This window comes from Actinoalloteichus caeruleus (assembly GCF_049311605.1).
GTDB lineage: Bacteria > Actinomycetota > Actinomycetes > Mycobacteriales > Pseudonocardiaceae > Actinoalloteichus_B > Actinoalloteichus_B caeruleus.
The window spans coordinates 2,062,074-2,075,642 of sequence record NZ_CP186005.1 but is presented as its reverse complement, the minus strand read 5'-3'; the positions used below and the strand labels follow the sequence as shown (position 1 = coordinate 2,075,642).

The following is a 13,569-nucleotide window of genomic DNA, read 5'->3' as shown; positions in this document are numbered from 1 at the left end:
GGTGCTGTTGGTAGGGGCTGGTGAGGTCGGCACCAAGCACCTGGCCGCCCTCGCCGGCGCTCCCGGCCTGGCGATCGCCGCAGTCGCCGACCCCGCCTCGCATACCGATGTCCTCCGGGGCGTTCCGGTGTTCGCGTGTTGGCGGGTGGCGCTGCGGGCCGTGTCGCCCGATTTGGTGGTGGTGGCGGCCCCGCCCGGGACCGCGCTCGCAGCGGCCCGGGGCGCCGCAGCCGCCGGGGCTGCGGTGTTGGTGGAGAAGCCCGCCACCACAGTCCCCGCTGCCCTGGCGCCCCGACGGGGCGATGGACGTGCCTTTGTGGGATTCCAGCCACACTTCGCCCCAGGCCTCGGCGGCCTGCTCGCCGCGCGCCCGTTCGTCGTACGGGCCGAGGTTGTACTGGCGGTACGGCGCGATCAGGAGTACTTCCGGGGTTGGCGCGGCACCTACGCCACGGCCGGCGGGGTGCTGCACCAGCAGGCCATCCACGGCCTAGCCCTCGCCCTGCGGCTGATGCCCGGCGATATCGAGACGGTAGACGCCGAGGTGACGCATCGCCGGGGCCTGGCCGAAACCGAGGACCACGTCACAGCCACCATCACGCTGACCAGTGGAGCCTCCCTGCACGTCGACGCCCGCGTCGACCACCCCGGCCCGCCGCACCACGAGGCCATGCTCCACCTCACCGACGGGCGCCGCCTTCACGTACGCGGACGCAACCTCGAAGCCGGGCTCGGCGGGGTCAGCAGCGCCCCCACACACGACGAACTACGCCGGTCGATGTACTTCGCCGTACTGGCAGCCGCCGACGGACATCCAGCTCATCCTAGTCTCTTCCCGCTAACGGCGCTGCGGCGCCCGCTGGAGGTAATCGACCGTGTCTACCGCGACGCCCGCGTCATCCGCGCTTCGCACGCCACTGCCACATGAGCTGCCCGTCGAGGTCGTCGAACGCAAAGGAGTCGGTCACCCCGACACTCTCGCCGACGGCATCGCCGAGCTCGCCTCAATCCGCTACAGCCAGCACTGCCTGGAGGCAACGGGGGCGGTACTACATCACAACCTGGACAAAGTAGCTGTCCTCGGCGGCCGGGCGGTCTTCACGAACACAAGCGGCGTCTACGACCGGCCATTGCGGGTCGTCTTCGGCGGCCGGATCTCCACCAGCTTCGCTGGCCGGACGCTGCCGGTACGGGAGATTCTTCAGCAAGCGGCCGTCGACCACCTGCGTACCGCCCTGCCGGGCTTCGCCCGGGTGGATCTGGAGGTGAGGCACGAGACAACCAACTCCTCCAAGTTCCCCCACTGGTTCGCTCCTCGATCGTTCGAGGACCTTCCCGAGAGGCAGGCACCGTTCTCCAACGACACCGCCTACCTCGTCGGCTCGGCCCCGCGCAGCGTGACGGAGACGATCGTCCTGCTGGCCGAGGCGTGGTTCCGCCGTCAGGTGTGGGCGGGCAGCGACATCAAGGCCCTCGCCGTCCGCAATGGCAAGGCGTGGACGGTGACGGTGTGCGTACCCGCACTGGCGGGACATCTGACTAGTTCGGCGGAGTTCCACGAGGCGGTGGGAACCATAGCCTGCGAGTTGACCGAGCTACTTCAGGCGCGGTTGCAGGGCCGGGTGACGGTGGTGTGCAACACCCGGGACAGTCGCACCGGCCCGATCTCTGGTCAGTACTTCACGCTGTCGGGGTCGGCCGTCGACTACGGCGAGGATGGACTCGTGGGCCGAGGCAACGCCCGCACGGGCGTCATCAGCGGCGCACACCTGGCTGGGAACGAGGCAGCATTCGGGAAGAATCCGGCCTACCACGTCGGCAAGGTCGGAGGTTGGTTTGCCGACACCGCCGCCCGTACGGTAGCGGCCGAGTTCGGACCATGTCGCATCGCGCTGCTATGGAGGAACGGCGCCCCGTACGACCAACCCGCCTCGATCGAGATCACCACGGCCAGGGAGGTTCCGATCGGGGCGGCGGAGGAGTTGGTGCGGGCTACGCTGTCTCGGACGGACTGGACGGAGGACCTGCTGGCCGGCTGCTTTCTCCCCGCCGTCGCGCCGGTCGAGGATCTGCTCGCCGACCTGGAGCGTGTGGCCGAATGAGCGTGCACCGGCTCGTCACCGGCCACGTCGTCGCCCGTCTGGCCCTGCCGGACGAGGTGGACACCACAGCCGCTTGCTTGGCTGACCGAACACTACCCGGTGGCTGGACCCTTCAAACGCCCGACGGCGCGACGGGACCGCCAGATATCGAGGTCAGCCTCGGGACGGCGGCCGTGGGGGCGGGGGCGGACACCATAGGTCTGAGGCTGCCCGTGGCGGTGGCCGCCTCGGACACGCTGGCCTACGTCACCTACACCGCGCTTGAGCGCACCCGCCAGCGGCAGGGCAAGATTACCGTGCATGCCACGGCCATCGTCGCGCCCGACGGGCGGGCGGCGCTGCTGCTCGGAGCGAATGGCGCGGGGAAGACCTCCACCGCGCTCGCCCTGGCCGAACGTGGCTGGACTCACGCCGGAGACGACTTGGCTGTTCTCGGCGAAACCGGCGACGGCACGCTTTTGGTATGGCCGGGCAAGCCCACCGCAGCGATCCGCGACCCGGCCCGGCCGCTCGCTCCGAAAACCCAGCGAATGCTGTGGCCGTTTGCTGCCGCCCCGGCCCCGCTGGTGCGGCTCGTGCGTGTTGCCGTACACCCGGCGCTGGTCTCAGCATCGCTGACGCCTGCTGTACCGCTGTCTGTGAACGAGCGACTGCGGCTGCACGAAATGCTGGGCCGCTACATCTCCGGCCTACCCACCCCGATGAGCGGCGTGACCTCAGCACCGTACGGGCCGGTGTGGCCGCTGGACACCCCCGCGCTAGCCCGCTGGCGAAGCCGCCTCATCACAACGCTGACCCGCTGCCGGTTCGAATACCTGTACGCGGCCAGCCCTGAAAGGGCCGCTGACCTACTGAACGAGGAAGCTTGAGTCCGGATGAACGTCGCCGCGATCCTGCCCAGCCGCAACGAACCGGCCACCATCACCGCCGTTACCACCGCTGTCGACAGCGCCATCGGCCGCACGAGCGCGATCATCGTGCATGCCGACGCCTCCGACACCCCGGACACCGCCCACCGCTTCGCCGCCACCCCCACCCGGGCGACCAAGGCGCAACTGGCTGGGCTGGTGCGGGGCAAAGGCGCCCAGATCCTCGCCGCCGCCCGCCACCCGGGCCTCACCGACGCCGAGATTGTGCTTATCGCGGACACCGACACCCAGGGCCCCGACCCGGCCGTCTACCGTGCGCTGCTGGCGCGCGTACGGGCCGGGGCCGCTCTGGCAATCGCTGACTACCCGCGGTATTGGGACGAGGCCAACCTGACCCACCATCTCGCCCGCCCGCTGATCGCCACCACCACCGGCCGGGACATTCCCCAGCCACTGGCCGGGGACCTCGCCCTCTCCCGCGACGCACTGGACGCCGCTCTCCGCGCCACCGAAGCCCTGTCCGAGGATCTAGCGACCTGCGTGAGCGAGTACGGCATCGACGCGTTCCTGCTGCTGACCGCCGCGAAGCTCGGTTCCGTGGCCCCCGTACGGCTCGACGAACCCAAGCAGCACGCCGCGTCATTCCCCCACCTCCCTGCCATCTACCACCAGGCCGTACCCGTCCTGCTGCACCTGACCGCGACCTGGACCCCGCCACCGGTCCCCCCAACCGACGGACCTGCTCGCTACCAGGTCGCTGACCGCCCAGTCGAGGCCGTTCGGCTCCAGTCCATGCTCACTACGCTGGAAGGCCTTGGCCCACACACCGACGGATACGATGAGAACCTGTGGCCGCTGCCCGCCGCGCACGCCTGGCACGCCGTCAACTCCGGCACCCCCGCCCTCGATGCGGCCCGTCGGTTGTGGCCGCACTATCTCCGGCGCGTGACCAACTGGCTCACCAACGGATCACGCGCCACTATCGAGCAGCGGGCAGAGACGCTTGCCGCCGCGCACGCCCGACTGCACACCGCCGTCCTCACCCCAGCAGGAGCCCGTTAATGACCGCCGCCCCGACCTCCGCCTTCTCCGCGTTCGCCCTGGACCCCTTCCCAGAAATCCAGCCCGGCGACGACCTGGCAGGCACCATCACCGACGTCCTCACCCGCACCGCTACCGAGCTGAGGGACGGGGATGTAGTGGTGGTGGCCTCTAAGGTCGTGAGCATCGCGGAGAAGCGATACGTCGATCTCACCAGCGTGACGCCCGGCCCCGAGGCCCTCGAGCTGTCCGCCCAGACGGGCAAGCCCGCCGAGATCGTGCAACTGATCCTGGACTCCAGCGACAACTACTTTCTGGCCACCGAAACGGGCCCCATCATCGCCCGGCACACCCTCGGCTACCAGCTCACCTCCGCAGGAATCGACCGTGTCGGAACCGAAGGAGCCTGGCTGCTGCCAGTGGACCCGGACGCCTCCGCCCGGAACCTGCGCGACGCCCTGATCAACAACACCGGGTCAGTCGTGGCCGTCGTTATCGCGGACTCCGATGGCCGCGCCGACCGTCGCGGATCCACGGTCATCTCCATCGGCGCCGCAGGCGTCATGCCCCTGCGGACATCGGAGCACGACGGGAAGCAGCAGGAGGAGACCTTCACCGATCTCATCGCGGCAGCGGCCGGGATCATCCTCGGCCAACGCGGACGCGGGGCCCCCGTCGCGGTGCTGCGGGGCATCTCGTACGACGCCAGCAACGAGGACGAGGGAGTTTCGGCGATGCTCCACAAGCAGTCGTGACGTGGCTGATCACGGGCGCGGCCGGGACCATCGGCAGCCACCTGGCGGCCGACCTGGCCGCCAACGGCATACCGCTGCGGCTACTCGACCAGCGGTCCCCGGACGCTGGGCCGCCCCAGGGCGCTGAGTTCGTCCATGCCGACCTGCGCGACCAGATGGTGGTGGAGAAGGCCGCTGACGGTGCTACCGCAGTCGTTCACCTCGCGGGCGTCACCCAAGAGGGACCGTTCGCCGAGATGGTCGAGCACAATATTATAGGGACCCACCACGTGCTGGAGGCCGCCCGCCGCCAGCGGGTACCTCGGGTGGTGCTGGCCAGCAGTCACCACGTCACCGGTTTGAACCCCATAGGGAGCCCGGCTGCACTGGCGCCGGACAGCTTTTACGCCGTCGCCAAAATCACCGGTGAGGCCCTGGGCCACCTCTACGCCCACAAGACCGACATGCAGGTCGTCGCCGTCCGCATCGGCAGCTATCGCAACCGCCCCACCGAGCCCCGCCACCGGGCAACCTGGCTCAGTCCCCGTGACGCCACCGCCCTGCTCTACGCCGCCGCCACCCGGCCCCTGACAAGCCGATTCGTCACCGTATACGGCACCTCCAGCACCTCCGGGTCTTGGTGGCCGATCACCAGCTGGGACGACTTGGGGTACCAGCCGGCCGACAACGTCGACCACCATCCCGACCCTGGGCCGCTCACCGACCGCTTCATGGGCGGCGCGTTCGCCGAGTCCGATCTCCCGGGATAAGAGTGACCGCCATCTTGGGAGAGTGGGACGAACGCGGCCGCCCGGACATCACGGAGTACGGGATCCGCGCGGATGCGCGGGGGCACCGCGTCGTAGCGCCCTAGTGGGGCTGGGTGAGGAGCGCCGCCACTGTGAGCACTCCCCCTTCGGGGTGTCCCCCACGTGGCGACGACCAGGTGGAAGTCCACGTCCACCCCGTACCCGGTCGACCGGCTCGGCTGGTGGGTGATGACGACGCTGGGCCTCGCTACGGTGCGAACGTGTGGTCACCGGGTGGTCACCGCCCCCTCCCGTAACCCCGGGTCGGGGGTGCGGGCAGGTTGTGCGGCGAACGGATCTCGACGGAGCACGGGCACGTCGGGCGGACTCGAAGTACCACGTCGGCCACCGCGACCCCGGCGCCCACCCTCGTGGTGGTGCGCGACTCAGCCGGCCCGCTCGCCGACGGGGTGGAGCATGCGGTCCAGCGAACGCAGGCACTGCCCGAGCGCCTCGTGCCGGGAGACCCCGCACTCCCGCACGAAGGCCCAGGCCGCGTAGAGCAGTGCCCACAGCGCCTGCTGCACCCACTCCGGGGTCAGCTCCCGGTCGATCGACCCGTCCCGGTGGCCCCGCTGGACCAGGGCCAACAACGCGAGGTCGGAGTCGCTCTCCTCGTGCCAGTCGAGGCCGGAGCTGAACTGCGGGTCGGTGAAGACCAGCGACAGGACGTCCCCCAGCAGTTCGAAGTACTCCCGGCAGAGCCGCACGATCGCCTCACGGGCCGGCCCGACCTCGAGCTTGGCGCGGTCGGTGGCGACCGCGATCCGCTCCAGGGTGAGGGTGCCGATGGCGTGGACGAGGTCGGAGCGTTCGGCGAAGTAGCGGTGGAGGGTGGTGCGCCCCACCCCTGCCTCCCTGGCGACCTCGGAGAGCGAGGCCGAGGAGTCACGGCTGAGGACGACGACGGCGGCGTCGAGGATCGCCTGACGCGTGCGCGTGCGCACTCCGGTCTCGACCACCTGATCTCCCGCCTCCGTCATGCGACGTACCGTACTCGCCCCCGAATCGGAGCATAACGGAACTCATTTGCCTGAAACGGAACAGTCGTGTTCCACTACCGGACATGTCTGTGCTGCCCGATTCGGGTCACCCCTCCTCGACCACCGGGGCACCGCGCCTGCGGTTGCTGTGGTCGTTCGCCCGACCGCACTGGCGTGGCCTGCTCGGCGGGCTCGCCCTCGCGCTCCTGGCCTCCGGGATGGGACTGGCCACCCCGATGGTCACCAAGTGGATCCTCGACGCCCTGGGCGAGGGCCTGTCGTTGACCACCCCGGTGATCGCCCTGCTGGTGCTGCTGGTCGTCGGAGCCGTCGTCTCGCTGTGGCAGTGGATCCTGCTGGGCACCATCGGCGAACGGGTCGTGCTCTCCGCGCGGGAGGCGATGGTGCGGCGGTTCTTCGGCGCCCGGATCACCAGCCTGGGGGTTCGGCCCGCCGGCGAGCTCTCCACCCGCGTCACCTCGGACACCCTGCTGCTCCGGGAGGCCGCGGCCGACTCGGTGGTCGGGCTGATCAACGGCGTGGTCACCCTCGTCGGCAGCCTCGTGCTGATGGCGGTGCTGGACCTGGTGCTGCTGGGGTTGACGGTCGCGGCGGTCTCCGTGGTCGCGGTGGCCTTCGCGGTCCTGATGCCTCCGATCGCCAAGGCCCACGAACAGGCCCAGGAACGGGTGGGTCGGCTCGGCGGCGCCCTCACCGAGGGTCTGCGCGCGATCCGCACCGTGAAGGCCAGTCGGGCCGAGCGGCGCCAGGGCGACCAGATCGTGCGGGAGGCCACCGAGGCGGCGCGGTTCAGCGTGCGGGCGGTTCGCCGGGAGGCCGTCGCCTGGACGGTGGCCTGGTCCGGCGTCCAGCTGGCGATCATCCTGGTGCTGGGCGTGGGGGCGTGGCGGATCGCCGACGGCGCCCTCGCGGTGTCCAGCCTGATCGCGTTCCTGCTCTACGCGTTCGGCCTGATGGACCCGATCATGACGCTGAGCCAGAACGTCACCGCCATCCAGGCCGGGCTCGCCGCCGCCGGGCGGATCCGGGAGACCCAACGCCTCGAACCGGAGGGGACCGAGTGGGCGTCGGCTGACCGCCCCACCTCGGACACCACCACCGGCGACACCTCGACATCCCATTCTCCGGGAGGCGCGGGAACCCCGGTGGTGCGGCTGGCCGCGGTCGCCGCCCGCTACGCGCCCGGCGGGGAACCCGCCGTGTCCGGTGTGGACCTCACCATCCCCCGGCGCGGCCACACCGCGATCGTCGGTCCGAGCGGCGCGGGCAAGACGACGCTGTTCTCCCTGCTGCTGCGGTTCCTGGAACCCGAGTCGGGTGAGCTGCGGCTCGACGGCCGGCCCTACCGCGAGTTCAGCCACGAGGAGGTGCGCGCCCGGTTCGCCTACGTCGAGCAGGAGACGCCGGTGGTGCCCGGCACCGTCCGGGACAACCTGACGTTCACCTACCCGGATGCCTCGGAGGAGGAGGTGTGGACGGCGCTGAGGAAGGTCCGGATGGCGGAGCGGGTCGCGGACATGCCCGACGGGCTCGACACCCCGTTGGCCTCGACCATCGTCTCCGGTGGGGAACGCCAGCGGATCGCGCTGGCCCGGGCGCTGGTGCGCACCCCGGACGTCCTGCTGCTCGACGAGGCCACCGCCCAGATCGACGGTCTGACCGAGGCCGCGGTGCACGACTGCGTGCGGGAGCGGGCCGAGGAGGCGGCCGTCGTGACGATCGCCCACCGGCTGTCGACCGTGATCGACGCCGACCTCATCGTCGTGATGGAGAACGGCGCGGTGCGAGCCAGGGGCACCCACGAGGAACTGCTGGCCTCCGACGAGTTGTACCGGGACCTCGTGCGGGCCCTGCGCATCGCCACCCCCGCCCCGGCCTCGCCCGAACTGGCGGCGGAGATCGACGGGGCCCGGCGGGTGGCGACCTCCGGGTGAGCCCCACCCCAGCCGGCTCGCTCCCGGCACCAGCCGGTTCCCGGCCGATGCCCTGCCGGCCCGAGCCGTCCACCGCACCCCGCACACGTTCCCGCGCCCACCGGCGCGGTTCGGCACCCCTCGGAGGACCAAGGATGACCATTCTCGTGACCGGAGCGACCGGCAACATCGGACGGCTGGTGGTGGACGCGCTGCTGGCCGCCGGGGCCACCGACGTCCGCGCGCTCACCGTCGACCCGGTCAGGGCGGCGCTGCCCGCCTCGGTGGAGGCGTTCCGCGGCTACGTGGGACGCCCCGCCTCGATCGGTCCCGCGTTGGAGGGCGTTCACGCGCTCTACCTCGCCCCGACACCCCACACGGCCGGGGAGGTGGTGGGGCTCGCGCGGGAGGCCGGGGTCGAGCGGATCGTGGACCTCTCCGGGGAGGAGGGCTCCTGGTGGTATGCCGTCGCCGAGGCGGTGGAGGCCTCCGGAGCGGAGTGGACCCACCTCATGCCCGGCGACTTCATGGGGAACATCAGCGTCTGGGCCGACACCATCCGCGAGACCGGGACGGTGCGGGACGCCGCGTTCGGGTCGGCCAGCGCCCCCATCGCCCTGGAGGACGTGGCCGCGGTCGCGGCGACCGCCCTGCTCCACGACGGGCACGCCGGCCGGGCCTACTCGCTGACCGGGCCGGAGACCATCACCCGGGAACGGCAGGCGCGGCTCATCGGGGAGGCGCTCGGACGGGAGCTGCGGCTGGTGGAACTCACCCGGGAGGAGGCCATCGCCGAGTTGCACGACCTGGGCGAGTACGCCGAGTGGTTCGTCGACGGTCTGCTGGAGCTGGTCGACACGCCCGCCGAGGCCACCAGCACGGTGGAGGAGGTCCTGGGTCGACCGGGAACACCGTTCTCGACGTGGGTGCGCGACAACGTCGAGATGTTCCGCTGACCGGGGCGGGCCGGGTGGCGCGTCCGCCGAGGGGGTGGGCGGTGCCACCCGGCCCGTCGCTCAGTTCGTGACGACCCCGCAGGCGACCCGGTCACCGGCGTCACCGGTGGACAGGGTGTCGGAGTCCGGGCCGTCCGGCGCGTAGCGCTCGGGGATGTTGCCGAAGTTGTCCGGTCCGGCGTGGACGATGAAGGCCGCGCCGTCCTCGTCCACCAGGTCGGCGATGGTGAACCGGTCGGTGACGGTGGTGAGTTCGGCGACACCGTCCTCGGTGGCGAAGAGGCTGGTGAGGTCGCCTCCGTGGCCGGGGTGGTGCTGGTCGTCCCCGCTGCCGAGGTGACCGCCGGCGGTGAGGAAGTCGCCGACCTTCTCCGGGTCGCTGGGGCTCTGGCTGTCCGGCTCGCACCGGCCCGTCTGGTGCACGTGGAATCCGTGGAAACCGGGATCCAGATCGGACACGGTGGCGACGACCTCCACCCCGCCGGTGACCTCGCGGAGGCGCACGGTTCCCACATCGTTGCCGGAGGCGTCCACCAGCACCGCCGAGGCGGCGACCCCGTCGCCCTCGGCCGGGGAGGAACCAGCCGCCGTGGGGGAGTCCGGTAGCCGCAGTTCGTTTCTCGCCTCCTCCGAACCGCCGCATCCCGAGGTGGCGAGGACTCCCGCGGTGAGGAGTCCGAGCAGGACCGGGGGATGTTTCGCTGACGACATCGGTGATTCCCCTTCCGGGCAGGCCCGGCCGGCCCACGCCGACCGGTCTCGGTGTGCCGCGGTCACGCCGCTCGGCAGCCGCGACGCGCGGTGAATGCGCCGGGGAGCCGCGACCGTCGGGGTCGGCGACCCCCCGGCGCCGCCTGGTGTCACGTCACCAGTGGATCTCACGGGGAGTGCGTGGGTGATCACCGCAGTCTTAGCAACCGGGGCGGCCGGGGCGCTCGCCGAAACCAGGTTTCTCACCCGATCCGATGACAGTGGACGATGCGCGCCGCTGAGCCGCCGTCCTCGACCAGCGGAACGCGGTTGTCGGCCACCGTGGTTACCGTCCGTGCCATGGCAGAGGTCACGATCGTGGACGAGAGCACCGGAGGTGCCGCGCCGTCCACCTGGACGTTGGAGTTCCTCGAAGAACGCATCACCGTCCGGGAACTCATCCGGCGGCGCGTCTACCAGGAGGTCGGCGAGTACCACGCCTCCGGCGGCGAGTTCCGCGGCCTGGTGCGTCCCACCGCCCGGGAACGCGCGCTCAACGGCTCCCCCGTCGGTCATGGCAGGGTGGACTGGGAGGAGCAGGCGGACCTGGCGGAGAAGGCGTTCACCCGCAACGGTTTGGTCATCCTGGTCGGGGACCGCCAGCTGGTCGAGCTTGACGAGGAGGTCGACCTCACCGTCCACACCGAGGTGACCTTCCTCCGCCTCGTCGCACTGGTGGGAGGCTGACATGTCGACGACCGCACCGCCACCGGGGCTGGTCGACCTGGTCCGGGCCCCCTCGACCCACTACCGGTGGGTGGACGATCCGCTGGTCCCCCGGGTGGCGGCGCTCTCTCCCGAGGAGATGGACGCACTCCACGGCCAGCTCGGCGAACTCATGGCGGAGGACGCTCCCGGCACCCGCGAACGGGACCGGCTCCGGACCGTCCGCCTGCTGATCACCGTCCTGCGGCACGTCCGGCAGGCCGTCGCCGGACGTCCCGAGCAGCGGGACGAGGCGGCCAACGCGGCCCTCACCCTGCTGGAGCGGTTCCCCAGCGCCCGTGCGCTCGACGCGGGCGCCGTCTCCCGAGGCGTGACCAGGATCGTCGTCGACCACGACACCGCGTTGGCCGCCCACCTCTTCGCCGAGGTGCTGCACCGCCTCAAGGACATGCCGTCCACCACCGACGACGCCCTGTACCTCCACCTGCTGCGGGACAACCTGCTGATCGAGGGCGTCGGCGGCTCCTGGCTCGACGAGGACCTGCTGCTGGACTGGCTCGGCGGCTGCTTCTCCCTGGCACTGCCCTTCGCCGCGCTCCCGGTGTTGCGGCGGGCGGGGGCGGCTCGCCGTCCGGAGCTCGTGGCGCTGCTCCGCCGTCACCGGCTCGACGCCCACGGCACGCGGGACGTCACCGTTCTCCCGGAGGAGGGCCGGTGGCCGCTGCTCAACGTCGGCGAGGCGTGGAGTGAGGCGGCGACCTCCGACATCGACGCGCTGCCCGAACCCGAGCGGGACGCGCTGCGCGCCCTCGTGGCGCACGCGCTGACGGCGACCACCGCCAAACCGTCGGCGGCCTGGAAGCGCACCGCCCGCGACCTGCTGTCCAAGCCGGGCGCCGAACGGTTCCCCGCCCTGTTCGTGGCCTGGGGTTCGCGGGTGGGCCGGGCGCGCACCCTGCCGTTGCGACCCTCCATCTGGTACTCCCACGACGTGAGTGCCCTGCTCGACCCGCACAACGTCACCGCGCTGCGCGGGCTGTGCTGGTTGGCGACCCTGTGCCCGCCCGCCGAGGGCCTGGAACGTGTCCTCGGCGGGATGGTGGAGACCGCCCTGCGCAAGGCCCCGGGTGTCGGTCCCCGCTCACCCCGGCTCGCCAACTCCGCCACCTACGCCCTGTCCGAACTCGACGGCGCCGCCGCCCTCGGGCAACTCGCCAGGCTCAGCTCGCGGGTGACCTACAAGGGGACGTTGAAGGAGATCGACAAGGGCCTGGCCCGCCGCGCCGAGGCCCTGGGGATCAGCAGGGACGAGATCGAGGAGCTCGGCGTACCCACCTTCGGCATGACCGAGGTCGGCACCCTGGAGGAGCGGTTCGACGGCGGCGCCACCGCCCGGCTGCTGATCGGGACCAACTCGGCCACCCTCAGCTGGACCAGCGCCACGGGCCGGCCGGTCAGGTCCGTCCCCGCCCAGGTCCGCGCCGACCACCCCGAGGACGTCGCCCGGCTCCGGGGCGCGGTCAAGGACGTCACGAAGATGCTCACCGCCCAGCGGGACCGGCTCGACCGGCTCATGCTGAGCCGGCGGACCTGGCGGTACGAGGGGTGGCGGGACCGGTACCTCGACCACCCCCTCGTCGGGGTCCTGGCCCGCCGGCTGGTGTGGTGGGTGGGCGGCACCCCGGCCTGCTGGTTCGACGGCCGGCTGGTGGACGTGGACGGTGCGGAGGTGACGGCGGACCCGGCCGCCGAGGTGCGGTTGTGGCACCCGGTCGAGGACGGGGTCGAGCGGGTGCTGGCCTGGCGGCGGTGGTTGGAGGACCGTCGGGTGACCCAGCCGTTCAAGCAGGCGCACCGGGAGGTGTACCCGCTCACCGACGCCGAACGCGCCACCGGCGTCTACTCGAACCGGTTCGCCGCCCACATCCTCCGCCAGCACCAGTTCCACTCGCTGGCCACCGTGCGGGGCTGGCGGAACCAGTTGCGGCTCATGGTCGACGACTCCTGCGAGGCACCCTGCCGGGAGCTGCCCGAGTGGGGGTTGCGCGCGGAGTTCTGGGTGGAGGGCGTCGGCGAGGACTACGGCACCGACACCACCGAGAGCGGCACGTTCCTCCACCTCGCCACCGACCAGGTGCGCTTCTACCCGCTGGACGCGCCCAGGAACAGCCAACACGCCTGCGGTGGGCCGTACTCGCAGTGGGTGGGCCCCGACCAGGAGCCGACGCCGCCGGTGCCGTTGGCGGAGGTGCCGCCGCTGGTGCTCAGCGAGGTGCTGCGGGACGTGGACCTCTTCGTCGGGGTGGCGAGCGTGGGCGCCGATCCGACCTGGGCGGACGGCGGTCCGGCTGGCCGGTACCAGGAGTACTGGCACTCCTACGGTTTCGGGGAGCTCTCCGCGACCGCGCTGACCCGGCGGGACCTGCTGTCCCGGGTGGTCCCCCGCCTGGCGATCGCCGACCGGTGCTCCCTGGACGGCCGGTTCCTGCGGGTGCGCGGTGACCTGCGGAGCTACCGGATCCACCTCGGCTCCGGGAACATCCTCATGGAGCCCAACGACGAGTACCTGTGCATCGTGCCCACCCGGCGGGACGAGAGCGGCGGATCGGTGTTCCTGCCCTTCGACGGGGACCGCACGCTGGCGGTGATCCTGTCGAAGGCCTTCCTGCTGGCAGCGGACACGTCGATCACCGACAGCACCATCACCAGCCAGCTCCGGCGATGA

Annotated in this window: 12 protein-coding genes; 10 read left to right on the top strand and 2 right to left on the bottom strand. The window is 71.4% G+C overall.

Annotation, left to right across the window (positions count from 1 at the left end; translation table 11 throughout):
* Position 1 precedes the first annotated feature (1 nt).
* The 6 genes from ACOJVX_RS09245 to ACOJVX_RS09220 are packed head-to-tail and all read left to right on the top strand — an operon-like array spanning position 2 to position 5,516.
* Complete coding sequence (locus tag ACOJVX_RS09245; RefSeq protein ID WP_418154520.1) at positions 2-928, top strand: Gfo/Idh/MocA family protein; 927 nt, start codon at positions 2-4, stop codon at positions 926-928.
* Positions 876-2,102 carry a methionine adenosyltransferase gene (locus ACOJVX_RS09240; protein ID WP_418154519.1) on the top strand — a complete coding sequence of 409 codons (1,227 nt, stop codon included), beginning with the start codon at positions 876-878 and terminating at the stop codon, positions 2,100-2,102. The genes ACOJVX_RS09245 and ACOJVX_RS09240 overlap by 53 nt, the downstream gene beginning before the upstream one ends.
* Positions 2,099-2,971, top strand: a complete 873-nt coding sequence (locus tag ACOJVX_RS09235; protein WP_418154518.1) for a hypothetical protein — start codon at positions 2,099-2,101, stop codon at positions 2,969-2,971. Before ACOJVX_RS09240 ends, ACOJVX_RS09235 begins: the two co-directional genes overlap by 4 nt.
* Before the next feature lie 6 nt (positions 2,972-2,977).
* A complete protein-coding gene (locus ACOJVX_RS09230) occupies positions 2,978-4,033 on the top strand; it encodes a hypothetical protein (protein WP_422647421.1) in 1,056 nt (351 codons plus the stop codon).
* Entirely contained in the window at positions 4,033-4,767 is a 735-nt protein-coding gene (locus ACOJVX_RS09225) for a coenzyme F420-0:L-glutamate ligase (protein WP_422647420.1), read from the top strand. Before ACOJVX_RS09230 ends, ACOJVX_RS09225 begins: the two co-directional genes overlap by 1 nt.
* Positions 4,764-5,516 (top strand): NAD-dependent epimerase/dehydratase family protein, encoded by a 753-nt coding sequence (locus ACOJVX_RS09220; protein WP_418154515.1) that lies wholly within the window; start codon positions 4,764-4,766, stop codon positions 5,514-5,516. Before ACOJVX_RS09225 ends, ACOJVX_RS09220 begins: the two co-directional genes overlap by 4 nt.
* A gap of 425 nt (positions 5,517-5,941) precedes the next feature.
* On the opposite strand, the gene ACOJVX_RS09215 is transcribed toward ACOJVX_RS09220, so the two are convergent.
* Positions 5,942-6,538, bottom strand: a complete 597-nt coding sequence (locus tag ACOJVX_RS09215) for a TetR/AcrR family transcriptional regulator (RefSeq protein WP_103055444.1) — start codon at positions 6,536-6,538, stop codon at positions 5,942-5,944.
* An 83-nt stretch (positions 6,539-6,621) separates the two neighbouring features.
* Here ACOJVX_RS09215 and ACOJVX_RS09210 point away from each other — a divergent pair, with 83 nt between their 5' ends.
* Both ACOJVX_RS09210 and ACOJVX_RS09205 read left to right on the top strand, forming a co-directional pair.
* Entirely contained in the window at positions 6,622-8,493 is a 1,872-nt protein-coding gene (locus ACOJVX_RS09210; protein WP_418154514.1) for an ABC transporter ATP-binding protein, read from the top strand.
* 134 nt (positions 8,494-8,627) lie between these two features.
* Complete coding sequence (locus ACOJVX_RS09205) at positions 8,628-9,428, top strand: NAD(P)H-binding protein (protein ID WP_418154513.1); 801 nt, start codon at positions 8,628-8,630, stop codon at positions 9,426-9,428.
* Between the two features lie 60 nt (positions 9,429-9,488).
* Here ACOJVX_RS09205 and ACOJVX_RS09200 read toward each other — a convergent pair whose 3' ends face one another.
* Complete coding sequence (locus ACOJVX_RS09200) at positions 9,489-10,139, bottom strand: superoxide dismutase family protein (RefSeq protein ID WP_026420577.1); 651 nt, start codon at positions 10,137-10,139, stop codon at positions 9,489-9,491.
* Positions 10,140-10,478: 339 nt separating this feature from the next.
* Between ACOJVX_RS09200 and ACOJVX_RS09195 the strand changes: the two genes are divergently transcribed.
* Positions 10,479-10,865 carry a hypothetical protein gene (locus ACOJVX_RS09195; RefSeq protein WP_026420578.1) on the top strand — a complete coding sequence of 129 codons (387 nt, stop codon included), beginning with the start codon at positions 10,479-10,481 and terminating at the stop codon, positions 10,863-10,865.
* 1 nt (position 10,866) lies between these two features.
* The gene (locus ACOJVX_RS09190) at positions 10,867-13,569 is read left to right on the top strand and encodes a DUF4132 domain-containing protein (RefSeq protein ID WP_030106783.1); all 2,703 of its coding nucleotides are present in this window, start codon (positions 10,867-10,869) and stop codon (positions 13,567-13,569) included.